Consider the following 22,383-nt stretch of genomic DNA (forward strand, 5'->3'; position numbering starts at 1 on the left):
GCCATGCAAATAGAAGCGGGTTACGCGCCGCCGAAAGGTGGGTCGTCGCGGCCCAGCTCCCAGAACGCCACCGCTGCGGCGGCTGCCACGTTGAGCGAGTCCACCCCGCGCCGCATGGGGATGACCACCCGCACGTCGCTGGCCGACTGGGCCGCCGCGGTGAGGCCGGGGCCCTCGGCTCCGAGGAGCAGCGCCGCCCGCTCCCGCTGCGCCGGGGTCAATTGCTGGATGGGTACGGCGTCCGGGGCCGGCGTCATGGCGAGCACCGTGAAGCCCGCGTCCCGCACCTGATCCAGTCCCGTGGGCCAGGGGTCGAGCTTCGCGTACGGCATCGCGAAGACCTCGCCCATGCTCACCCGCACGCTGCGGCGGTAGAGCGGATCGGCGCAGGACGGCGACAGCAGCACCGCGTCGATGCCGAGCGCGGCGGCTCCCCGGAAGATCGCCCCGAGGTTGGTGTGGTTGTTGACGTCCTCCAGGATCAGGACCCGGCGCGCGGCGGCGAGCACCTCGGCCGCCGTCGGCAGCGGCCGGCGGTGGAACGACGCCAGCACCCCCCGATGTACGTGGAACCCGGTGGCTCGTTGCAGCACGTCCTGCGTCGCGGCGTAGACCGGCGCGTCGCCGGTGTCCAGGTCGGCGAGTTGGTCGACCCTCTTGGCGTCGACCAGGTACGACCGGGCCGGGTAGCCCGCGCGCAGCGCCCGGCGCAGCACCAGCTCCCCCTCGGCGATGAACAGGCCGTGCGGCGGCTCCCAGCGGGTGCGCAGTTCGACGTCGGTGAGCGCGCGGTAGTCGGCGATCCGGTCGTCGTCGGGGTCGGTGATCTGGTGGACGGGCACCCGACGATTCTGCCGGACGGCCAGCCCCGCCCTCCGACGCCCGCCCGGCGGGGTGGTTTGTCCCTAGAAGAAGGGGAATGGCCGGCGGAGCATCGGACCGGACGGGAAGGATCAGCCGGGTGAGCGCAGACCACACCGCCCCGGGCGAGGCCGGTGCCCTACCCCGGCGCCCGACCGTCGCGGACCACATCGTGTCCCGGCTGGCCAGCTGGGGTGTGCACCGCTACTTCGGCTATCCCGGTGACGGCATCAACGGCATGACCTCCGCGCTGCAACGCACCAACGAGCGGGCCCAGTTCATCCAGGTACGGCACGAGGAGACCGCCGGTTTCGCCGCCTCCGCCCACGTCAAGTACGGCGGCGGACCGCTGGGATGCGCCCTCGTCACCAGCGGGCCGGGCGCCATTCACCTGCTCAACGGCCTGTACGACGCCAAGCTCGACCACCAACCGGTGGTCGCCCTGGTCGGGCACACCGCGACCACCGCCGAGGGCGGCGGCTACTACCAGGAAGTCGACCTGCTCGCCCTCTACAAGGACGTGGCGGCGGCGTTCCTGGCCCAGCTCGACCACCCCGCGCAGGTGCGCCACCTGGTCGACAGGGCATGTCGTACAGCGTTGGCCCGGCGTACCGTCACCGCCCTGATCCTCCCCCTGGACCTCCAGGACGAGCCGGCTGTCCCGGACCCGCCGCACGCGCACGGCTACTACCAGACCAGCAACGCGCCGAGCAGCACGCCGACCGTGCCTCCGGCGGCGGACGTGCGCCGGGCGGCCGAGGTGCTGCGTGGCGGGCAGCGGGTGGCCATGCTGGTCGGGCAGGGCGCTCTGGGCGCGCGCGACGAGGTCCGCGAGATCGCCAACCGACTCGGGGCCGGTGTGGCCACGGCACTGCTCGGTTTCACCGCCGTCGACCACCGCGAGTCGTGGGTGACCGGCGCGATCGGGCTGCTCGGCACCCGACCGAGCTGGCAGTTGATGACCGGCTGCGACCGGCTGCTGATCGTGGGCAGCAACATGCCGTACTCGGAGTTCTACCCGCCGCCCGGGCAGGCCCGCGCGGTGCAGATCGACCTGGACGGCACCCAGCTCGGGTTGCGGTACCCGACCGAGGTGAACCTGACCGGCGACGCGCGCCCCACAGTGCGGGCCCTGCTGGACGAGCTGGGCCCCGGCCCCGGGCCGACCGCCTGGCGGGCGGAGATCGCCGACAACACCTCGGCGTGGCGGCGGGTGCAACGCGACCTGGCCGAGCAGACCGCCGACCCGGTCAACCCGCAGTTGCTCTTCCACACCCTCAATGAACGCCTGCCCGACGACGTGATGCTCGCCGTCGACTGCGGCACCACCACCGCCTGGTACGCCCGACACATCCAGGTCCGCCCCGGGATGCTGGCCAGCCTGTCCGGAACGCTGCTGTCCATGGGCGGCGCCATGCCGTACTCGCTGAGCGCCAAGTTCGCCCACCCGGACCGGCCGCTCGTCGCGCTGATCGGCGACGGCGCCATGCAGATGAACGGCGTCAACGAGCTGATCACCGTGGCCAAGTACTGGCGGAGCTGGGCCGACCCACGGTTCGTGGTGCTGGTGCTCAACAACCGGGACCTGGCGTTCGTCAGCTGGGAACAGCGCTCCAGCGAGGGGACGCCGATGTTCCCGGACAGCCAGCAGTTGCCGGACATCGCCTACCACCAGTGGGCGGAGGTGCTCGGGCTGCGCGGCGAGCTGGTCGACTCGCCGGAGCAGATCCCCGGCGTCTGGGACCGGGCGCTGTCCGCCGACCGGCCGGTGGTCATCAACGCCCTGGTCGACCCGGCCGAGCTGATGCTCCCGCCGCACTTCACCGCCGAGCAGGCCCGCAAGACCGCGGCGGCGGTGCTGCGCGGCGACACCGACTGGGCCGGGATCGTCCGACGCGGCCTACCGGCCACCCTCGCCAGCTACCGCCCCCGCCGCCGCAAGGGCTGAGACCGTCAGCCGCGACGATCGAGCCAGCGTTGCAGGGCCGAGCGGGGGTCCTGGGTCGGCTGCTGCTGACGCTCCGGGACCACGGGACGCTGCACGGGGCGGCGCGCGTCGCCGGCCAACTCGCGGCTGGGTGCGGCGAACGCCTTCTCCGGCTGACCCTTCACAGCGGTGGCGATGACCCGGGCGACCGCGTCGATCACCTTGCTCTGCACCGCAGAGCCCACCGAGTCGGCCGGGTCGTCCGGGTTGGCGGCGATGCCGGCCACCGCGACCTGCGGGGTGAAACCGACGAACGTCTCGGTCGAGTTCTGCTCCGAGCTGCCCGTCTTACCGGCCACCGGCCGGCCGTCGAGGATGTCGTTCACACCGGTCGCGGTGCCGCCGTTGCACTGCCCGAACGCCGACTGCTGGCCCACCGGGCAGCGAGCGGCATCGGTCGCGGCACGGGCGACGTTGACGTCGATGACCCGCTTGCAGGACGGCTGACCGACCGGCACCTTCGCACCGTCCGCGTCGGTCACCGAGACCACCGGCACCGGTGTGCAGTAGGTGCCCTCGGCGGCCACCGTGGCGTACGCGTTGGCCAGGTCCAGCGGGGTGGTGGCGGCGACGCCGAGGGTGAACGACCCCCAGTTCGCGGCGTTGTCCTTGGCGAAGGCGGCGTCCGTGTCGGCCCGGAAGGTGATGCCGAGGCGCTGCGCCATCTCGACCACCTTGTCCTGGCCGACCTGCTCGGCCAACCACACGAAGTAGGTGTTCACCGAGCGGCCGAAGCCGTCCCACATCATCCGGTACCCGTCCATCCAGTCCGGGTTGGCGTTCGCCGGGCACCAGCGGCCCTCACAGCTGCCCGGCCCCTCAGCCGCGTACCGGGTGGGCAGCTTGGCGGGCGCGTCGAAGCCGGTGGAGAGGGTACGGCCCGACTCCAGCGCGGCGAGCATGGTGAACAGCTTGAACGTCGAGCCCGCCTGGTACCCGTCGACGCTGGCGCCGCCGGAGATCAACGGGTTGACGGTGTTCGGGTGGTTCGCCTGCCCGGCCGGGTTGTCGGCCAGGCTGTAGTGGCGGTTGACCGCCATCGCCAGCACCTGCCCGGTGCCCGGCTGGACCGCCGCGATCGGCAGGGCGCGCTTGTTGTCGTATCCGTAGACCTTGGTGGCCTGCTGCTGCGCGGTGGCCTGGATCTTCGGGTCCAGCGAGGTGACAACGGTGTAGCCCCCCGACCGCAGGGCCTGCTCGCGCTCCGCGACGGTGGCGCCGAACGCCGGCTGGGTCAGCCACCACTGCCGCAGGTAGTCGCAGAAGTAGCCCCAGTCGTCGTGGCCCTGGGAGACCGCCGTGCAGCCGTTGGGCTGGGCGGTGGGGTGCAGGGTCAGCGGCTCGGCCTTGGCCTGGGCGGCCTGCGCGGCGGTGATCGCGTTGGTGGCGACCATCGAGTCCAGCACGTACGACCGGCGGGCCAGCGCCTCGGCCTTGTCGCCGCTGATCGGGCTGTACGCGTCCGGGGACTGCACCAGGCCGGCGAGCAGGGCCGACTCGGCGAGGGTCAACTGCGCCGGCGGTTTGCCGAAGTAACGCTGGCTGGCCGCCGCGATCCCGTACGCGCCGGAGCCGAAGTAGGCGATGTTCAGGTACCGGTCGAGGATCTCGTCCTTGCCGAGGCTCTTGTCCAGCGCACTCGCGTACCGGATCTCCTGGATCTTGCGCCCGAAGGTGGGGTCGGTGGCGGCGGCGCGCTCCTCGGCGGTGCGGGTGGGGTCGGTCTTGAGGACGTTACGGACGTACTGCATGGTCAGCGTCGAGCCGCCCTGCTCGGTGCCGCCGCCCTTGACGTTGGCCACCAGTGCCCGGGCGAGGCCGCGCAGGTCCGCGCCGCCGTGGTCGTAGAAGCGCCGGTCCTCGGCCGCCACGATCGCCTGCCGCATCACCGGGGCGATCTCCGACAACGGCACGTCGGTGCGGTTCACGTCGTAGAACGTGGTGATCAGCGTCTTGCCGTCGTTGGCGTACAGGTACGAGCGCTGCGGCGTGGCTGGGGTCTTCAGCGAGGCGGGCAACGCGGCGTACGACCCGAGCGCGGCGCGGGCGCCGAGCCCGAGCAGCAGGTTGCCGGGCAGCGCGGCGACTGCCAGGACAAGCCCGGCCAACACGCCGGCGAGCAGCACGGTGAACAGCCGCGACAGCGGCGAGCGGGGGGCGGCCATGCTCCCCAGGATTGCCACGAAAGCCGCCAACCGACCACCCCCACCCCGCGATTGTCACCAACTTCACGCCCCCAACCAGCCCACCCCCACCCCTCTGCCCGGTGATCAAGAGGTTTGCGTCAGCCGAGGCACCATTTCTGACGCAAACCTCTTGATCACCGCAGCTGGGCGAGGGTCGAGGGCCCGCTGGGTGCGTTAGGGGTTCGGAGTGCTCAGGCTGGCGCTGGCGGCATCTCTCGCGGTTTCACGGGGCATCAGGCGGCCGGAGCGGTAGCCGATGCCGATGCCGGCGATCAGCACGAAGATCGCGCCGAACGTCTGCAGGGAACCGATCAGGGCGCCACCGAGGCCGAGCAGCGGGGCGGCGATGATCAACATGACGCCGTCGCCGAGGCTGAAGGTGCCCGAGCGGGCCACCGCCCATCCGGTGAGGAACCAGCCGACGCTGTAGAACGTCGCCCCGAGCAGGACCAGCGACCGCGCGGTGGTGCCGAAGACCGGCGTCTGCTCGGCGAGCCCGGCGAACGGCAGCATCAGCACGGTGCCGGCGATGCTGACCAGCAGCCCAGCGGCGGCCACCCGGCGGCTGCGGGTCGCGGCCAGCAGACCGGTGAGGGCCAGCAGCGCGAGCAGGCCGAGCCAGACCGCGGCCACCCAACCGATCAGGTACACGGCCTGGCCGTCGGCCGGATAGGGGTCGTTGCCCACCCCTCCGTCACTGGCCATCGCCACCGCGCCGTAGAGGATGGCGTACGCGGGCAGCAGCCACACCGCGGCCCGCGCGAACCGACGTATCGACCAGGCCCAGGTGGCGTTCGTGGCCGGGGCGCCCGGGCTGGGCTCGCCCACGAACGGCAGTACGCCGAACCCGCCTCCGCTGCGCCTGGAGCCCAGCGGGGCGACCGGGTCGTGCGCGCCGGGCACCGGGGCCGAGGACCACATCCGATTCGCCGGATCCTTCATGCGTCACCTCGCTCGTCCACGAGCGGTGCGAGACGCGCCGGGGCGCCCCGATTGCCTGGTCACCACCCGTCCTAGGACCGATCGTGGCAGGCGTCGGAGCGCCCCATGAGACTTTCTCGTATTAAGGCCGTGATCAGCCGCGTTCCCGCTGGTCGGCCGGGTCCTCGGTCAGGCTGGCCGGGGACACCGGCTCCGGGGCGGGCAGCCCCTGCGGCTTGTTGCCGCCGGTGGCCTGCGCCTCGGCGACGCGTACCTCGTCGTGGATCTGCTGGGCGGCGTCCGCCGCGGCCTGCGCCGCCTCCGCGGCCTCGCGCTGGACCTGGCTCGCGTGTTCGGCCGCCTCCGGTGCGGGCAGGTCCCCCACCATCTGGCTCAGCCCGCCGAGCGCGCCACCCATGCCCTCCAGGGCCTTGGTCAGCTCGGCCGGGACGATCCAGACCTTGTTGGCGCTGCCCTGGGCGATCTGCGGCAGGGCCTGCAGGTACTGGTAGGCGAGCACCTTCTGGCTCGGGTTCGCCTGGTGGATCGCGTCGAAGACCGTCCGAATCGCCTTCGCCTGACCCTCGGCCTTCAGGATCTGGGCCTGCCGGTCACCGTCGGCCCGCAGCACCGCCGACTGCTTGTCACCCTCGGCGGTGAGGATCACCGACTGCTTGTGGCCCTCGGCGGTGAGGATCGCCGCGCGACGGTCACGCTCGGCGCGCATCTGCTTCTCCATGGAGTCGCGGATGCTGGCCGGCGGCTCGATCGCCTTGATCTCGACCCGGGTCACCTTGATGCCCCAGCGGCCGGTGGTCTCGTCCAGCACGCCGGAGAGGTGCCGGTTGATCTCGTCCCGGCTGGTCAGGGCGCGCTCCAGGTCCAGCGAGCCGATCACGTTACGCAGCGTGGTGACGGTCAGCTGCTCGATGGCCTGGAGGAAGCTGGAGATCTCATAGGTCGCCCGGACCGAGTCGACCACCTTGAAGTAGAGAACGGTGTCGATCGAGACCACCAGGTTGTCCGAGGTGATCACCGGCTGCGGCGGAAAGCTGACCACCTGCTCCCGCATGTCGACCTTGGTGCGCACCGCGTCGACGAACGGCACCAGCAGGTTGAGGCCGGGGCTGAGGGTGCGCTTGTACTTGCCGAGCCGTTCCACCACGTCCTGGCGCTGCTGCGGCACGATCCGCACCGCCTTCGCCAGCGTTATCACGGCGATCAGCGCCACCGCGATCACCAGCACCCCGATTACGGTCATTCAGTTCACCCTCTCGCTTCCGGCAGCTCGCCGGCGGAAGAAACGTCGTCCTGCCAGACCAGGGCGGTCGCGCCCCGAACCTTGATCACTCGAACCCGTTGACCAGGTTCGTAAAATTGCGTCGTGTCATATGAGCGAGCGGTCCACAGCTCGCCGTCGATCTTGACGAGGCCGTGCTCAGCGTCGACCCGTTCCAGCACCAGCGCCGTGGAGCCCTCGATCGCCTCCACGCCGAACGGCTGCTCGCCGCTGTCGAGCGCGGAACGGCTGTGCCGCCGGATGACCGGCCGGACCACCACCACGCTCAACGCCGACACCACAGCGAAGACCAGCGCCTGCACCGCAACCGGCGCACCCAGGGCGGCGGCACCGGCGGCGGCGAACGCCCCGGCCCCGAACATGATGAGAAAGAGCGTCGTCGTGAAGATCTCGGCGACCGCCAGCACCACACCTAATACGATCCACACCACCGCGTCCACTCCCTGATCGTGACACGCGAATGCACGAACAGCCCACCTCTCATGATCAGCAGGCTCGCCGAAATGGACTGGCCGGCCGAAACACCCCCGGCTAGGGTCCGGTCCGAGCCACCGATCGAGGAGAGATTCCCTTGACCCTGCTGCCCGCGACCGCCCGGCAGATCGACACCCAGGTCACCCAGGCGCAGATCGACGGTCGCGCCCCGTCAGTGGTGCTGGGCGTGGTCCGTGACGGCGCGCTCGCCCACCTGGCCGCCGCAGGCGAGCAGCCCCGCCCGGACATCGACCTGCAGTACCGGGTCGGCTCGATCAGCAAGACGATGACCGCGTCCCTGATCATGCAGCTGCGCGACGCCGGCCGGCTCAGCGTCGACGACGAGCTGGAGAAGCACCTGCCGGGCACCGTTGTCGGCTCGCTCACCCTGCGTCAGCTGCTCGGGCACGCGAGCGGCATGCAACGCGAACCCGAGGGCGAATGGTGGGAACGGGCAGCGGGCACCGACCTGGCCACGCTGCTCGCCGGCCTGACCGCCGACAAGGTCGCCTATCCGCCGCACACCGCGTACCACTACTCCAACCTGGCGTACGCGCTGCTCGGCGGGGTGCTCGAACGGCTCACCGGAACGCCCTGGGCCGACCTGCTCAACGACCGGCTGCTCGGCCCGCTCGGAATGCGCCGCACCACGTACGCGGCCACCGAGCCGTACGCCCGCGGCTACGTCGTACACCCCTGGCACGGCACGCTGCGCGAAGAGCCCCGCACCGACACCGGCGCGATGGCCCCCGCCGGGCAGCTCTGGTCGACGATCGAGGACCTGGGCCGCTGGGCCGCCTTCCTCGCCGACCCCGACCCGTCGGTGCTGGCCGCCGGGACGCTCACCGAGATGTGCGCGCCCGTGGTGATCAGCGATCTCGACTCCTGGACCGGCGGGCACGGCCTGGGGCTGGAGCTCTACCGGGACGGCGAGCGCGTGTACGTCGGGCACGGCGGCTCGATGCCCGGGTACGTGGCCGCCCTCGTGGTGCACCGGCCGACCCGTACCGCCGTGGTCGGCTTCGCCAACTCGTACGGCTTCCCGATCACCGGGCTCGGCCGCCGAATGCTGACCACAGTGCTGGACGCCGAGCCGGCGTTCCCGCAGCGGTGGCGGCCGGCCACCGCCACGCCCACGGCCGAGCTGGCAGAGCTGACCGGCCGCTGGTGGTGGATGGGCACCTCGCTGGACCTGAGCTGGAACGCGGGTGACCTGGTGGCCCACGTCCGCGGTGAGCGGGTGAGCCGGTTCACCGCCGAGGGAACGGACCGCTGGCGGGGACGCTCCGGCCCGGAGAACGGCGAGATCCTGACGGTGCGGCGCGACGACAGCGGGCGGGCGGTGGCCGTCGACATCGCCACGTTCGTCTTCACGCGCAGCCCCGACGAGATTCCCTGACCCACCGGACGGGTCAGCCGGCTCAGGGGGCTTCGGTGACGAAGTCGATGAGGCGTTCCATGGCGTTGATCAGGGGGGTCTCCACGTCGGCGAAGCTGTTCACCCGGGACAGGATGTGCCGCCACATGTCCGCCGGCTCGGCCACGCCGAGGGCCGCGCAGACCCCCTCCTTCCACGGCCGCCCCGGCGGCACGACCGGCCACGCCGCGATACCCAACGCCGCCGGTTTGACCGCCTGCCAGACGTCCACGTACGGGTGGCCGGTCACCAGCACGTAGGGCGAGTTCACCCGGGCCACGATCCGGCTCTCCTTGCTGCCCGGCACGAGGTGGTCGACGAGCACGCCGAGTCGTCGGGCCGGGCCGGGGCCGAAGTCGCGTACGTCGGCGTCGAGGGCGTCGATGCCGTCCAACGGCTCCACGACGACACCCTCGATCCGCAGGTCGTCGCCCCAGATCCGCTCGACCAGCGCGGCGTCGTGGATGCCCTCCACCCAGATCCGGCTCGCCTTGGCCACCTGGGCGCGGACGTTGTCCACCGCCACCGAACCGGACGCGGTGCGTCGACGGGCCGCCGGCACCGGCGCGCGGGTGGGGCGGCGCAGCGTCACCGGGCGTCCGTCGAGCAGGAACGCCGCCGGCAGCAGCGGGAAGTTGCGCCGTCGGCCATGCCGGTCCTCCAGCACGACCGCGCCGGCCTCGAAGCCCACCACCGCTCCGCAGAACCCGGAGTCGGCGTCCTCGACCACGAGATCCGATTCGGCGTCCACCTCGGGGGTGGCCTTCCGCCGCCGCCAGTCCCCCGCCAACACGTCCTCGCCGTATCGCCCCGCCATGTCGATCACGCTAAACCCCGAACCCCCGCCCGCACCCGTCCGACACACCGCCCAACCCAGCCCTCGCCCAGCCCTCGTCGATCATGGAGTTGTGGTGCCTGACAAAACGGCTCCAATCACCAGCTACCGCCCACCACAACTCCTTGATCGATGCGGAGGAGGGAGGCAGGCCGGGCGGCGGGAGCGGCAGCCGAGACAGAGCCGGTCGTGACCACGTACCCTTTCGGCATGTCCACCCCCGCAACGGGCGCGGCCACAGTCGCGCCGCGCCGGTCGAGCCGGTTCGTTGCCTGGGTGCGCGCGTGGCGCGCCGGGCTGGTGCCGTACGACGAGGTCGCCGACGCCATCGCCGGCAACGAGGAACATCTCGTTGCGGACGCCCCGGGCACCTGGACCGACGTCCCGCTGGGCGCCGCGCTTCCCACTCTGGCCAAGCTCTCACCGGACGAGATCCGCCTGGTGCTGCCCGCGCCGGGCGACCCCCGGGGGCTGCCCGGCCCCGGTGACTTCGCCGGCGCGGCGCTGGTCACGGGTGAGGCGGTGGTGGCCGGCGGGCTCGGGTTGATCCCGGAGGTCCGCTCGCACACCTCCGGCTCCGGCGACTGCTTCGAGACGGTGCTGTGGCGGGTCTACCCGCTGCCGGCCAACGCGCCCGCCGCGTCACTCTCATTGCCCGGCGCCGCCGAGGCGGAGGCCGAGCTGGCCGCCGCGCTGGCCGAGACGACCGCCGCGCTGACCCGCCTCGACGTGGCCCAGTGGCGGCCCGAGCTGGCCGGTGCGCTGGCCGCGCTGCGCCGGCCCGACGGCGCCACCGACCTGCCACCGGGCTTCGACCCGCGGGCCCGTCGGCTCTTCGCCCGGGCCGCGGTGCTCGACCGGGTGCTCGCGCTGGCCGGGCACGCCGCCCCGGGCGGGGCGATCAACAACTACGAGGCGCAGCAACGGGACGCGGCTCTTCGCCCGTTGACCGCGGCGTGCCGGCAGGCGCTGGTGGCCGCCTGCAACGCCCCCCTGCGCCCCTGACCGGAGCCCGCAACACCGGTTGGGGTTTGGTCAGACCTCGTCGAGCAGGTCCGCGACCGAGTTGATGATCCGGGACGGGCGGTACGGGTAGCGCTCCGCCTCGGTGCGGCTGCTGATGCCGGTGAGCACCAGGATGGTCTCCAGCCCGGCCTCCAGGCCGCACAGGATGTCGGTGTCCATCCGGTCACCGATCATCGCGGTGCTCTCCGAGTGAGCGTTGATCGTGTTGAGCGCCGAGCGCATCATCATCGGGTTCGGCTTGCCGACAAAGTACGGCTCCACCCCCGTCGCCTTGGAGATCATGGCAGCGACCGAGCCGGCGGCGGGCAGGGCGCCCTCCACGGAAGGGCCGGTCACGTCGGGGTTGGTGCAGATGAACCGGGCTCCGTCGTTGATCAGTCGGACGGCCTTGGTGATCGCCTCGAAGCTGTAGGTGCGGGTCTCGCCGAGCACCACGTAGTCGGGGGCGAAGTCGGTGAGCACGTAGCCGACCGCGTGCAGCGCCGTGGTCAGCCCGGCCTCACCGATGACGTACGCGGTGCCGCCCGGCCGCTGGTCGGCGAGGAACTGCCCGGTGGCCAGCGCCGACGACCAGATCGACTCCTCCGGCACGTCCAGTCCCATCCGGCTCAGCCGGGCCGTCAGGTCGCGCGGGGTGTAGATCGAGTTGTTGGTCAACACCAGGAACGGCTTGCCGGAGGTGCGCAGCCGGTTGATGAACTCCGGTGCGCCGGGCACCGGCTGGCCCTCGTGCACCAGCACGCCGTCCATGTCGGTCAGCCAACTCTGCACGGGCTTGCGGTCATGCATGATGATCCTCAGAGGTCAGGGGCGGCGGGTCGGCACGCAACAGACGGTGGCGCAGGTGTCCCACATCGGCAGCTCGCCCAGGCGGCGGCGCAGCTGCGCACCGTCCGGGTCCGTCCGTTCGGTGACCAGCTCACGCACCATTGTCACGAAACGCGGGTCGGTGCCGGGGGTGTCGGCCCGGACGAAGTCCAGGCCGAGCTGCTTGGCCGTCTCCAGTGCCTCGGTGTCCAGGTCCCACACGACCTCCAGGTGATCGGAGACGAACCCGATCGGGCTGACCACCACGCTGGTGGTGCCGCTCTGGGCGAGGGTGGCCAGGTGGTCGTTGATGTCCGGTTCCAGCCACGGCACCTGCGGGGGGCCGGAGCGGCTCTGCCAGACCAGGTCGTACTCCAGCTCGGGCGCGGCGGCAGCGGCGACGAGGCGGGCGGTCTCGCGCAGCTGCGCCTCGTACCGGCCGCCGTGCGGGCCGGCGTTGGCAGCCATCGAACTGGGGATGGAGTGGGCGGTGAAGACCAGCCGGGTGGTGTCCCGCTTCGCCGGGTCGAGCTGGCCCACGGCCGCCCGGACCGCGTCGGTGTGCGGCTCGACGAAACCGGGGTGGTCCCAGAACTGGCGCAGCTTCTCGATCACCGGCGCGTCCGCGCCGACAGCGGCCCGGGCGGCGGCGATGTCCTCCTGGTACTGCCGGCAGGACGAGTAGCCGCCGTACGCGCTGGTGACGAAGGCCAGCGCCCGGGTGACCCCGTCGTCGCGCATCTGGGTCACCGTGTCGGCGAGCATCGGGTCCCAGTTGCGGTTGCCCCAGTAGACGGGCAGGTCGAGACCGTGCGCGGCGAAGTCGGCGCGGACGGCGGCCAGCAGGTCACGGCACTGCTGATTGATCGGGGACACCCCGCCGAAGTGCTGGTAGTGCTCGGCGACCTCGGCCAGCCGCTCGGGCGGCACGCCTCGGCCGCGGGTCACGTTCTGCAGGAACGGCATCACGTCCTCGGGCCGCTCCGGCCCACCGAAGGACACCAGCACCACCGCGTCGTAGGACATGGGGTCATTCTCGCCCCTCGGCCTGGACCGCCCGGCGACGCCCCCTGGTCCGGCCGCGCAGATCACGCGAACGGCTGTCGGGAGCGTCGCCGGGGAGAAGCGTCAGGGACCGTCAGGAGCCGATGGCGTGGTAGCCGCCGTCGACGTGGACGATCTCGCCGGTGGTGGCCGGGAACCAGTCGGAGAGCAGCGCCAGGCAGGCCTTGGCGGCGGGCTCCTGGTCGGTGAGGCTCCAGCCCAGCGGGGCCCGCTCGGCCCAGGCGTCCTCGAACTGGTCGAAGCCGGGGATCGACTTGGCGGCGATGGTCCGCAGCGGCCCGGCGGCGACCAGGTTGCTGCGGATGCCCTGCTTGCCCAGGTGCATGGCCAGGTAGCGCGACGCCGATTCCAGGCCGGCCTTGGCCACGCCCATCCAGTCGTAGACCGGCCACGCCTTCGTCGCGTCGAAGGTCAGACCGACCACCGCGCCGCCGGGCGACATCAGCGGCAGCGCGGCCATGGCCAGCGACTTGTACGAGAAGGTGGAGACGTGCAGGGCGGTCGCCACGTCCTCCCACGGAGCGTCGAGGAAGCCGCCGCCGAGGCAGCTCTGCGGGGCGAAGCCGATCGAGTGCACCACACCGTCGAGGCCGTCGACGTGCTCGCGTACGCGGTCGGCGAGGCCGGCCAGGTGCTCGGTGTTGGTGACGTCCACCTCGATGACCGGGGCGGGCTCGGGCAGCCGCTTGGCGATCCGCTCGACCAGGGAAAGCCGGCCGTAGCCGGTGAGCACGACCTGCGCGCCGTTCTCCTGGGCGAGCTTCGCCACCGAGAAGGCGATCGAGGCGTCGGTGATGACACCGGTGACGAGCAGCCGCTTACCGGCGAGCAGTCCGGACATGCAGGGTTTCCTCCGTACGTTGTCGAGAAGCGCTGATCAGTGGCCCATGCCGAGGCCGCCGTCGACCGGGATGACGGCGCCGGAGACGTACCCGGCGCTGTCCGAGGCCAGCCAGGTGACCACCCCGGCGACCTCGTCCGGGCTGGCCATCCGGCCGGCCGGGATCGACTTGCGGATCTCCGCCTTGCGGTCGTCGGACAGACCCGCGGTCATGTCGGTGTCGATGAAGCCGGGCGCCACCACGTTCGCGGTGATGTTGCGGCTGCCCAGCTCCCGGGTGATCGAGCGGGCCACGCCGACCAGACCGGCCTTGCTGGCGGCGTAGTTGACCTGCCCGGCGCCGCCGGCGAGGCCGACCACCGACGAGATGAAGATCATGCGGCCCCACTTGGCGCGGAGCATCTTGCCGGAGGCCCGCTTGGCGACCCGGAACGCGCCGGTGAGGTTGGTGTCCACCACGTCGGTGAACTGCTCCTCGGTCATCCGCAGCAGCAGCGTGTCGGCGGTCATGCCGGCGTTGGCGACCAGCACCTCGACCGGGCCCAGCTCGGCCTCGACGGCGGTGAACGCGGCGTCGATGGAGGCGGCGTCGGTGACGTCGGCGCGTACGGCGAACAGGCTGCCATGCTGGCCGGCTCCGCCTGCGCCAAACCCCGGCTCGGCTCCGCCGGCGCCGGGCACTCCCCCACCCCGGTGGGTGACCGCCACCCGGTCGCCCTGCTTGGCGAAGGCCTGCGCGATGGCCAGGCCGATTCCCCGGTTGCCCCCGGTCACCAGCACGGTACGGGCCACTGTTCCCCCTTGCGAATGGTCAGCACGGACGCGTCGGAGCCTAGGCGTTACCGGCAGGTAAGCGCTAACGGGAGTCGCGTCACACCGGGGTACGACACCGGGATCAACCCCTGGTGGCACGCCCTGGAGGCAGCCGAACCGTAGCCTTCCGGTGGTGAACCGGCAACCGATCGCCGTGGCCCTGCGGGCCCTGCGGCACACAGTGCTGGGCCGCGACGTCCCGCCCGGCCGACGGCTGCTGGCCCGCTGGCCCGGGCTGGACCGGTACGCCACCCCGGTCGGGTTGCTCGCCGTGCTCGGTCTCTTCCTGATCACGCTGACGGTGGAGAGCGAGTGGGGCCTGTCGACGCCGATCGCCCTGCTGTTCGCGGCGATGACCGTGGCGCCGCTGCTGGCGTTGCCTCGGCGTCCGCTGCTGGCCTGGCGACTGACCGTGCTGGCCCTGTCGATCTGCACGTTCAACGCGCCGGCCGACCAGGCCTGGCCGTGGACCCCGCCGCTGGCGCTCGGGTCGATCGCGGTGCTGGCGGTGGTCGTCGCCCGGGTCGACCGGCCGGTGCTGGTCTGGGTGGTGGCGATCAGCACGGTGCCGGTGCTCGGCCTGGTCGACCCGGACAACCGGGTGCCCGTCCTGCTCCTGCTCGGCGCGCTGGCGATCGTCGGCGACCTGATCCGACGCAACCGGTTGTCCCGGCACGCCCTGGCCGCGCAGACCGAGCAGAGCGAGCGGGAGCAGGAGCGCCGCGCGGTGCTGGAGGAACGCACCCGGATCGCCCGGGAGATGCACGACGTGGTGGCCCACCACATGTCGCTGATCGCGGTGCAGGCGGAGACCGCCCCGTACCGGCTCACGGACGTGCCCGCGCCGGCCGCCGCGGAGTTCGTCGCCATCGCCGCCTCGGCCCGCGACGCGCTGACCGACATGCGACGGTTGCTGGGGGTGTTGCGCAGCGAGTCGTCCGGGCCGCAGACCGCGCCGCAGCCGGACCTGGCCGACCTGGACGCCATGGTGGACGCGGCACGCCGGGCCGGACTGCCGGTGACCCTGGACGCCGGGCCGGTGGACGAAGGGCAGGTGCCCGCGCCGGTCGGGCTGGCCGCGTACCGCATCGTGCAGGAAGGTCTCGCCAACGCGGCCCGGCACGCAAGCGGCGCCGCGGTGCGGGTCACCGTCCGCGCCGGTCGCTCCGGTCTGGAGGTACGCGTCGAGAACTCCCCGGCCGACGTCCGACCGACCGCCGACGGCAGCCCCGGGCACGGGCTGACCGGCATGCGGGAGCGGGCCACCTCGCTGGGCGGTACGTTCACCGCCGGGCCGCTGCCCGACGGGGGTTACGCGGTGGCAGCCGAACTGCCGTACGACGCGGAGGGCGGGGACGCGTGATCAAGGTGCTGATCGCCGACGACCAGGCGATGGTCCGGCAGGGCTTCGGCGCGCTGCTCGCCGCCCAACCGGACCTGCTGGTGGTGGGTGACGCCGCCGACGGCGCGCAGGCCGTAGCGGCCGCCCGCCGGCTCGACCCGGACGTCGTGCTGATGGACGTGCGGATGCCGGTCATGGACGGGCTGGAGGCCACCCGCAAGCTGCTCGGTGACCGTTCGGCGCAGCGGCCCCGGGTGCTCATCCTCACCACCTTCGACCTGGACGACTACGTGTACGAGGCGCTGCGCGCCGGGGCCAGCGGCTTCCTGCTCAAGGACGCGCCGGCGGCCGATCTGGTGCAGGCGGTGCGGGTCGTGGCGGCCGGGGACGCGCTGCTCGCCCCCGCGGTGACCCGCCGGCTGATCGCCGAGTTCGCGGCCCGCCCGGACCGCCACCGTCCGCGCCCCACCGACCTGGCCGGGCTCACCCCACGGGAGACCGAGGTGCTGCGGTTGATCGCCCGGGGTCGCAACAACGCGGAGATCGCCGGTGACCTGGTGGTGGCCGAGCAGACAGTGAAGACGCACATCGGGCGGATCCTGGCCAAGCTGGGGCTGCGCGACCGGGCCCAGGCCGTGGTGCTGGCGTACGAGACGGGTCTGGTGGCCGCCGGCGAGTAGCCCCGCGGAGCCAGCCCGCAGACGGCTCCCCGGGACGACGACCGAGCCCCACCCACCCGCGCACTCTCCCTCCGGACGACATTCCGGAGGGAGAACGTGATGCGACGACGAGGTGCCAGCCGGGTGGCGGTGGCCGCGCTGCTCGGCGTGAACCTGGTCCTGCCGACCCGACCCGAGCCGGTTGCTACGGCGGGGTTCGTCGAGGCGTACCCGGTCATGGCGGCGGCGATGCGCGCGGCCGGGCCGCCGTACGCGGACTGGGCGGCCGACGGACGCCGGTTCCTGACGTTCGACCCACGCGGCGACGGCCGGGCCGTCGAGGTGCTCGGCGACCTCGCCGGTGCGGACCGGATCGCGGTGCTGGTGCCGGGGGTGGGGAGCACCCTGGCCGACTTCGACCGGGGGTTGGGCGGGGTGGCCCGCCGGGCGCCAGCGGTGCAGGCCGGGCAGCTCTACCAGGAGCTGCGGACGACCGAGCCGGCGGCGCGGGTCGCGGTGCTGGCCTGGCTCGGCTACGACCCGCCCGACGAGGTGCTGACCGCCGCCGGTGGCGTCAGCGCCCGGCGCGGCGCGGACGGGCTGGCCGCGCTGCTGCGGGAGCTGGCCGTACGGCGTCCGGCGGCGACGATCACGCTGGTCGGGCACAGCTACGGGGCGTTGGTGGTGTCGCTGGCAGCGGCGGACGCTCCGGCCCAGATCACCGACGTGGTCAGCCTCGGTGGCGTGGGCGCCGGGGTGCAGCGCGCCGACGACCTGCCTGGCGGGCGGCGGTTCTGGGCGGCCGAGGCGCCCAGCGACTGGGTTCGTCGGGTGCCGTCGGTGCGACTGCTCGGCCTGGGCTTCGGCCGTCGCCCCGGCGACCCGGCGTTCGGTGCCCGCCCCCTACCGGCGGGCGGGGTGGACGGGCACGACGGCTACCTGGTGCCGGGCAGCGCCGCGCTGGTCGCGGTGGCGGCGGTGGTGCTGGGCGGCGTCGGGGTCGGGGACGCCCGATGAGCCGGGACCGTGCCGTCGACGCGTTGCGGGCGTACGCCATCGGCGGGGTGGTGCTGGGGCACTGGCTGGTCACCGGGCTGGTTCTGACCGGCGACGGTGGGCTGCATCAGGCCAGCCCGCTGACCGCCCTGCCCGGTCTGGCGCCGCTGACGTGGGCGTTGCAGACGCTCGGATTGTTCTTCTTCACCGCCGGGTTCGGCTCGACCCGGTCCCTCGCGCACCACCGGGGAGGCGCGGGCGGTTGGCTGGCCCGTCGGCTGCGTCGGCTGCTCCTGCCCACTGTGGCGCTGTTGGGGGTGGGCGCCGCCGTGCTGCTCGCCGCCACCGTCGCCGGCACCTCGGACGACACGCTCACCGTGGCGTTGCGGCTGGCGATCAGTCCACTGTGGTTCCTGGTGCCGTTGGTGTTCCTGGTCGCGGTGACCAGCCCACTGCGCGCCGCCGTACGCCGCTGGGGTGTGGCCCGGTGCGTCGCGCCGGCGGTGGCCGCGGTCGCGGCTGTCGACCTAGCCGTCCGCCTGCTTCCGGCCGGCACCGACGTGCCACCGGTCACCGTGCTGGCGGCCTGGGCGGTGCCGTACCTGCTGGGCGTGGCGCACGCCGACGGGCAGCTGGACGGTCGTCGGGCGGCGGGCATGGTGGCGGGCGGCGGAGCCGTCGCGCTGGGGGCACTGCTGGCGCTGGGCTACCCGGTGAGCGCGGTCGGCGTGCCCGGGGCCGGTGTGTCCAACCTGAACCCGCCGTCGCTGCTGGCAGTGGCGCTGGCGGTCACCCAGGTCGGGCTGGGGCTGCTTGCCCGGCCGGCGCTGGAACGGCTGCTGGACCGGCAACTGCCGGGTCGGGCGGCGACCGAGGTGAACCGGCAGGCGGTCCGGATCTATCTGTGGCACCAGCCGGTGCTGGTGGCGGTGACCGCGCTCACCGCTCGCAGCGGGCTGACCCTGCCGGGTCTGCACACCGTTCCGGACGGCCCGGGCTGGGTGCTGGCGCGGCTCTGCTGGTTGCCGCTGCTGGCTGCGGTGCTGGTCACGGTGGTGCGGACCGGCCAGCCGCGGGCGCGGCGCCACCCGGGAGGTGGAGGGGTCGCCGGCCGGTCGGCCGAGTGCGTCCGGCCGACACCGCGGGTGTACGATCATCGACGTTCCGGCCCGCCCGACCTGCAGGAGGTGATCGCTGTGCGAGATAGCGATCCTCCCAGTCGTGGCCGGGCCGATGGTCAGCCCCGCTGAGCCACGACTCAGTCTGGTGAGCTGACCCAGCTCCGCTCCCCCACCGCTTCGGCCGACGCCGAGGCGCGTGTGCCGCGCCGTCCGATTCGCCGACGGTCGCCGGGAGCCGCCCGGTCACGACTTCGTGTGCGCGTCCCCACCCCCTGCGGTCCGCCCCCGCACGCGGACCGTCCAGCCGCCACCCGGAGCCGTCCATGAGCCGCTACGTCGCCCCGCTGGGCTTCACCCTCGCCGCCGTATGGGTGGCCATCGTCTTCGTGCTCGCCGGTGGCGGTCACTGACCGCTCCGGATCGGCGACGGCTGGAGCTGCCCCGTGCTGGTGCCGGCGGCGGTCGCTGACCACCGCCGGCCCGTCGTTCAGAGCATCCGGGACGACCACAGCAGGCTGAGCGCGCCCGCGCAGAGCGCCAACAGCAGCGCGAACCCCGCGTACCACTGGGTCACCTCACGCGGCTCGGTGCGGAACCCGATCGAGCTGCCCATGTCCTGGTAGACCTGCTTCAGCTCGCTCACCGAGGCCGCCTCGTAGAAGTAGCCCTCGGTGGTCTCGGCAAGCTCGGCGAGCGCCATCCGGTCCACCGGCACCCGCTGCAACTGCCCGCCGATGTCGACCTGGCCCGTGTCGGTGCCGAAGGCGATGGTGGAGACCGGGACGTTGGCCGCCTGCGCGGCGGCCGCCGCCTCCTCCACCGCGCGACCGGAGGTGCGGAAACCGTCGGAGAGCAGCACGATCCGTGCCGGTGGGATGCCCGCCGCGCCATCGGCCGGCACCGACCGGATCGCCTCCAGGCAGGTGAACACCGCCTCGCCGGTCGCGGTCGCCTCGGCCAGCACCAGCCCGTCGATGGCACTGGTCACCGCGTCCCGGTCCTTGCCCGGCGGCACCAGCACGTTGGCCGCCTTGGCGAACGACACGAGGCCCAGGTTGTAGCTCTCCGGCAGCTCACCGACGAACTGCTTGGCCGCCTCCTGGGCCGCCTCCAACCGGTTCGGCGCCACGTCGTCGGCCTGCATCGACAACGACACGTCGATGGCGAGCATCACCGTGGCCCGCTCCAGCGGCTCCTTGGTGTCCACCGCCGGCCGGGCCAGCGCGGTGGCCAGCACCAGCAGGCAGAGCAGGAACGCGGTCGCCGGGACGTGCCGTCGCCAGCCGAGCCCCTTCGGCGCCACCGTACGCAGCAGGTCCACGTTGGTGAACCGCATCGCGTACGCCCGGCGGTGCAGCTGCCGCCAGATGTAGAACGCGGCGAGCGCGAACACCGGCAGCACAGCCAGCAGCCACCACGGTTGCATGAAACGGATCATCGTGTCGTCCCCCGGGTGCGGGCGTGCCGCTGCGCGGCCACGAATCGCACCATGTCCAGCAGCCAGTCTCGGTCGGTACGCAGACGCAGGTGGGCCGCGCCGGCGCCACGCAGTGCGGCGGCGATCGTGGCCCGTTGGGCGGCGGCGGCATCAGCGTAGCGCTGCCGCAGTCGAGGGTCGGCGGTCTGCACCTCGTGCAGCTCGCCGGTCTCCGGGTCGACCACCGGCAGCACGCCCACGTCGGGCAACTCCAGCTCCCGAGGGTCGATCACCTCGATCGCCAGCACGTCGTGGCGGACCCGGAGCTTGCGCAACGGACGGGCCCACTGCTCGGCCGGCGAGAGGAAGTCCGACACCACCACGGCCACCCCGCGTCGACGGGGCGGACGGTTGAGCATCTCGATCAGGGCGCCCAGATCACCACGGCCGGGCTGGATGGTGGTGCCGGCGACCGTACGCAACAGGCCCTGCGCCTCCTTGCGACCGGAACGGGCCGGCAGTCGGGTGAGCACCCCGGGCCCGGCCGGTGGCGGCGTGCCCCGCCAGCGTCGGGCCGGGGCGGACGCGCCGCCGCCGGTGCCGATCACGGCGCCGATCCGGTTGCCGCCGCGCACCGTCAGGTGGGTGATGGCGGCTGCGGCGGCGACCACCACCTCGCGCTTGAGCCACTGCCCGGTGCCGAAGTCCAGGCTGGCGGACAGGTCGAGGGCCAGCCAGGTCTCCAGCTCCCGGTCGGCGACCGTACGCCGGACGTGCGGAGTCGTGGTGCGTGCGGTGACCGGCCAGTCCATCCGGCGCACGTCGTCGCCGGGGCGGTACTCCCGTGACTCCCCCGCCTCGCTGCCCGGTCCGGGCAGCAGGCCGGCGTAGTCGCCCTGGAGCAGACCGTCGAGCTTGCGGGTGACGAGCAGTTGCAGCCGGGACAGCACGGCCTCGCTGCGGTCGGCGAGGGGGGCGGGACGAGGGGTGGGTGAGGTCACGGCCGCTGCCCGGGCCAGCCAGCGCCCGGCGGCGGCGCGGTCGACGACGGGGTGGCCTGCTGGCGGGGAGCGACCGCCGGGAGAGGGATCGTCGACATCACCCGGTGCACGATGTGGTCGGCGGGCACGTCGTCGGCCAGCGCGTCGTAGCTGAGCACCAACCTGTGCCGCAGGATGTCCGGTGCGATGTCCTGCACGTCCTGCGGCAGGGCGTAGTCGCGTCCCCGCAGCAGCGCCAGGGCGCGGGTGGCCCGGACCAGGCCCAGTGAGGCGCGCGGGCTGGCCCCGTACTGGATCAGTTGCGCGACGTCGGGCATCCCGTGCTCGGCCGGGGCGCGGGTCGCCAACACCAACCGGACCGCGTAGTCGACCAGGGCGTTGTGCACGAAGACCTGGTCCGCCTTGCGTTGCAGGGCGATCAGCTCGGGGGTGTCGAACACCGCGGTCGGCTCCGGCGGGGACACGCCCATCCGGTAGACGATCTCCCGTTCCTCCGCGTCGGTCGGGTAGCCCACCACGATCTTCATGAGGAACCGGTCCCGCTGCGCCTCCGGCAGCGGATAGACGCCCTCCTGCTCGATCGGGTTCTGGGTGGCCATCACCAGGAACGGCTCGGGCACCCGGTGGGTCTCCCCGCCGATGGACACCTGCCGCTCGCTCATCACCTCCAGCAGCGCCGACTGCACCTTCGCCGGAGCGCGGTTGATCTCGTCGGCGAGCAGGAAATTGACGAAGACCGGGCCCAGCTCGACGTCGAACTTCTCACTCGACTGCCGGTAGATCCGGGTGCCCATGATGTCGGCCGGCACCAGGTCCGGGGTGAACTGCACCCGGGCGAAGGACCCGCCGACGACCTTGGCGAGAGTCTCCACGGCGAGCGTCTTGGCGACCCCGGGCACCCCTTCGATCAGGCAGTGGCCCCGGGCGAGCAACGCGACGAACATCCGCTCCACCATCCGGTCCTGCCCGACGATCACGCGTTTGATCTCGAACAGCGCCTTCTCCAGCAGAGTGGCGTCCTGCGCGGGCGTGGTCACCGGCGCAGGCGTCTGCGGTGCCGCCCCGTTCGGCGTCGGGGCGTCGGGCATGGTCGGCTGGGCCACCGGTCCTCCACAGCGTTGGTCGTCGTCGCGGCTCGTGCGGTATCAAGACTCGCACGCCTTGCTGAGTGTCGAGGTGGGGAGAAGCCGATTTTTGCCGCGCCGTCCCCGGCGGCCGAATCGTGCGTCGCGGGCGTGCACGGACCGGCCCGCCGCGTGTACGATTCACCCCGTCGCCGGGCGGCTCCCCCCGTGGTCGCCCGGCGATCAAACT

At 72.7% G+C, this 22,383-nt stretch carries 20 protein-coding genes; 7 read left to right on the plus strand and 13 right to left on the minus strand.

Annotation, left to right across the window (positions count from 1 at the left end):
• Positions 1-20: 20 nt before the first annotated feature.
• Complete coding sequence (locus KBX46_RS25230) at positions 21-866, minus strand: RNA methyltransferase (protein ID WP_247668163.1); 846 nt, start codon at positions 864-866, stop codon at positions 21-23.
• Between the two features lie 95 nt (positions 867-961).
• Here KBX46_RS25230 and KBX46_RS25235 point away from each other — a divergent pair, with 95 nt between their 5' ends.
• Positions 962-2,809 (plus strand): thiamine pyrophosphate-requiring protein, encoded by a 1,848-nt coding sequence (locus KBX46_RS25235; RefSeq protein ID WP_210794321.1) that lies wholly within the window; start codon positions 962-964, stop codon positions 2,807-2,809.
• Positions 2,810-2,814: 5 nt separating this feature from the next.
• Here KBX46_RS25235 and KBX46_RS25240 read toward each other — a convergent pair whose 3' ends face one another.
• The 4 genes from KBX46_RS25240 to KBX46_RS25255 form a co-directional block, all read right to left on the minus strand.
• Complete coding sequence (locus KBX46_RS25240; protein WP_247668151.1) at positions 2,815-5,013, minus strand: transglycosylase domain-containing protein; 2,199 nt, start codon at positions 5,011-5,013, stop codon at positions 2,815-2,817.
• A gap of 195 nt (positions 5,014-5,208) precedes the next feature.
• Positions 5,209-5,976, minus strand: a complete 768-nt coding sequence (locus KBX46_RS25245) for a hypothetical protein (RefSeq protein WP_088949169.1) — start codon at positions 5,974-5,976, stop codon at positions 5,209-5,211.
• Between the two features lie 133 nt (positions 5,977-6,109).
• Complete coding sequence (locus tag KBX46_RS25250; protein ID WP_210794322.1) at positions 6,110-7,216, minus strand: SPFH domain-containing protein; 1,107 nt, start codon at positions 7,214-7,216, stop codon at positions 6,110-6,112.
• 5 nt (positions 7,217-7,221) lie between these two features.
• Positions 7,222-7,695, minus strand: coding sequence for an NfeD family protein (locus KBX46_RS25255; protein ID WP_088949171.1), 474 nt, complete (start codon positions 7,693-7,695; stop codon positions 7,222-7,224).
• Positions 7,696-7,826: 131 nt separating this feature from the next.
• Between KBX46_RS25255 and KBX46_RS25260 the strand changes: the two genes are divergently transcribed.
• Entirely contained in the window at positions 7,827-9,128 is a 1,302-nt protein-coding gene (locus KBX46_RS25260) for a serine hydrolase (protein WP_210794323.1), read from the plus strand.
• 22 nt (positions 9,129-9,150) lie between these two features.
• Here KBX46_RS25260 and KBX46_RS25265 read toward each other — a convergent pair whose 3' ends face one another.
• Entirely contained in the window at positions 9,151-9,963 is an 813-nt protein-coding gene (locus tag KBX46_RS25265; protein ID WP_210794324.1) for a DUF3097 domain-containing protein, read from the minus strand.
• A 228-nt stretch (positions 9,964-10,191) separates the two neighbouring features.
• Between KBX46_RS25265 and KBX46_RS25270 the strand changes: the two genes are divergently transcribed.
• Positions 10,192-10,986, plus strand: a complete 795-nt coding sequence (locus tag KBX46_RS25270) for a hypothetical protein (RefSeq protein WP_088949176.1) — start codon at positions 10,192-10,194, stop codon at positions 10,984-10,986.
• 30 nt (positions 10,987-11,016) lie between these two features.
• On the opposite strand, the gene KBX46_RS25275 is transcribed toward KBX46_RS25270, so the two are convergent.
• The 4 genes from KBX46_RS25275 to fabG all read right to left on the minus strand — a co-directional run bounded on the left by KBX46_RS25275 (position 11,017) and on the right by fabG (position 14,512).
• A complete protein-coding gene (locus tag KBX46_RS25275) occupies positions 11,017-11,796 on the minus strand; it encodes an HAD-IIA family hydrolase (protein ID WP_088949177.1) in 780 nt (259 codons plus the stop codon).
• Positions 11,797-11,811: 15 nt separating this feature from the next.
• Positions 11,812-12,840 carry a ferrochelatase gene (locus tag KBX46_RS25280; protein WP_210794325.1) on the minus strand — a complete coding sequence of 343 codons (1,029 nt, stop codon included), beginning with the start codon at positions 12,838-12,840 and terminating at the stop codon, positions 11,812-11,814.
• A gap of 112 nt (positions 12,841-12,952) precedes the next feature.
• A complete protein-coding gene (gene fabI / locus KBX46_RS25285) occupies positions 12,953-13,720 on the minus strand; it encodes an enoyl-ACP reductase FabI (RefSeq protein ID WP_088949179.1) in 768 nt (255 codons plus the stop codon).
• Positions 13,721-13,756: 36 nt separating this feature from the next.
• A complete protein-coding gene (gene fabG / locus KBX46_RS25290; protein ID WP_088949180.1) occupies positions 13,757-14,512 on the minus strand; it encodes a 3-oxoacyl-ACP reductase FabG in 756 nt (251 codons plus the stop codon).
• A gap of 154 nt (positions 14,513-14,666) precedes the next feature.
• Here fabG and KBX46_RS32950 point away from each other — a divergent pair, with 154 nt between their 5' ends.
• The 4 genes from KBX46_RS32950 to KBX46_RS25310 all read left to right on the plus strand — a co-directional run bounded on the left by KBX46_RS32950 (position 14,667) and on the right by KBX46_RS25310 (position 18,780).
• Entirely contained in the window at positions 14,667-15,896 is a 1,230-nt protein-coding gene (locus KBX46_RS32950) for a sensor histidine kinase (protein WP_157744047.1), read from the plus strand.
• Positions 15,893-16,555 carry a response regulator transcription factor gene (locus KBX46_RS25300; protein WP_210794326.1) on the plus strand — a complete coding sequence of 221 codons (663 nt, stop codon included), beginning with the start codon at positions 15,893-15,895 and terminating at the stop codon, positions 16,553-16,555. Before KBX46_RS32950 ends, KBX46_RS25300 begins: the two co-directional genes overlap by 4 nt.
• 99 nt (positions 16,556-16,654) lie before the next feature.
• The gene (locus KBX46_RS25305) at positions 16,655-17,551 is read left to right on the plus strand and encodes an alpha/beta hydrolase (RefSeq protein WP_210794327.1); all 897 of its coding nucleotides are present in this window, start codon (positions 16,655-16,657) and stop codon (positions 17,549-17,551) included.
• On the plus strand, positions 17,548-18,780 hold the full coding sequence (locus KBX46_RS25310; protein ID WP_210794328.1) for an acyltransferase: 1,233 nt from the start codon (positions 17,548-17,550) through the stop codon (positions 18,778-18,780). The genes KBX46_RS25305 and KBX46_RS25310 overlap by 4 nt, the downstream gene beginning before the upstream one ends.
• A 358-nt stretch (positions 18,781-19,138) precedes the next feature.
• Here the strand turns inward: KBX46_RS25310 and KBX46_RS25315 are convergent, their stop codons facing one another.
• The 3 genes from KBX46_RS25315 to KBX46_RS25325 are packed head-to-tail and all read right to left on the minus strand — an operon-like array spanning position 19,139 to position 22,172.
• Positions 19,139-20,089 (minus strand): VWA domain-containing protein, encoded by a 951-nt coding sequence (locus KBX46_RS25315; RefSeq protein ID WP_088949185.1) that lies wholly within the window; start codon positions 20,087-20,089, stop codon positions 19,139-19,141.
• Positions 20,086-21,087, minus strand: coding sequence for a DUF58 domain-containing protein (locus KBX46_RS25320; RefSeq protein WP_088949186.1), 1,002 nt, complete (start codon positions 21,085-21,087; stop codon positions 20,086-20,088). The genes KBX46_RS25315 and KBX46_RS25320 overlap by 4 nt, the downstream gene beginning before the upstream one ends.
• Positions 21,066-22,172: a MoxR family ATPase gene (locus KBX46_RS25325; RefSeq protein WP_210794329.1), complete on the minus strand. Its 1,107-nt coding sequence runs from the start codon at positions 22,170-22,172 to the stop codon at positions 21,066-21,068. Before KBX46_RS25325 ends, KBX46_RS25320 begins: the two co-directional genes overlap by 22 nt.
• Positions 22,173-22,383: the final 211 nt, after the last annotated feature.

Origin of the sequence: Micromonospora sp. C81 (genome assembly GCF_018070425.1) — a bacterium.
GTDB lineage: Bacteria > Actinomycetota > Actinomycetes > Mycobacteriales > Micromonosporaceae > Micromonospora > Micromonospora zamorensis.

Bases quoted from the DNA above. Each gene is read 5' to 3' on its own strand.
- KBX46_RS25245 (WP_088949169.1), bottom strand. From the start codon at position 5,976: ATGAAGGATCCGGCGAATCGGATGTGGTCCTCGGCCCCGGTGCCCGGC.
- KBX46_RS25240 (WP_247668151.1), bottom strand. From the start codon at position 5,013: ATGGCCGCCCCCCGCTCGCCGCTGTCGCGGCTGTTCACCGTGCTGCTC.
- KBX46_RS25315 (WP_088949185.1), bottom strand. From the start codon at position 20,089: ATGATCCGTTTCATGCAACCGTGGTGGCTGCTGGCTGTGCTGCCGGTG.
- fabI (WP_088949179.1), bottom strand. From the start codon at position 13,720: ATGTCCGGACTGCTCGCCGGTAAGCGGCTGCTCGTCACCGGTGTCATC.
- KBX46_RS25310 (WP_210794328.1), top strand. From the start codon at position 17,548: ATGAGCCGGGACCGTGCCGTCGACGCGTTGCGGGCGTACGCCATCGGC.
- KBX46_RS25305 (WP_210794327.1), top strand. From the start codon at position 16,655: ATGCGACGACGAGGTGCCAGCCGGGTGGCGGTGGCCGCGCTGCTCGGC.
- KBX46_RS25275 (WP_088949177.1), bottom strand. From the start codon at position 11,796: ATGCATGACCGCAAGCCCGTGCAGAGTTGGCTGACCGACATGGACGGC.
- KBX46_RS25250 (WP_210794322.1), bottom strand. From the start codon at position 7,216: ATGACCGTAATCGGGGTGCTGGTGATCGCGGTGGCGCTGATCGCCGTG.
- KBX46_RS25270 (WP_088949176.1), top strand. From the start codon at position 10,192: ATGTCCACCCCCGCAACGGGCGCGGCCACAGTCGCGCCGCGCCGGTCG.
- KBX46_RS25280 (WP_210794325.1), bottom strand. From the start codon at position 12,840: ATGTCCTACGACGCGGTGGTGCTGGTGTCCTTCGGTGGGCCGGAGCGG.
- KBX46_RS25265 (WP_210794324.1), bottom strand. From the start codon at position 9,963: ATGGCGGGGCGATACGGCGAGGACGTGTTGGCGGGGGACTGGCGGCGG.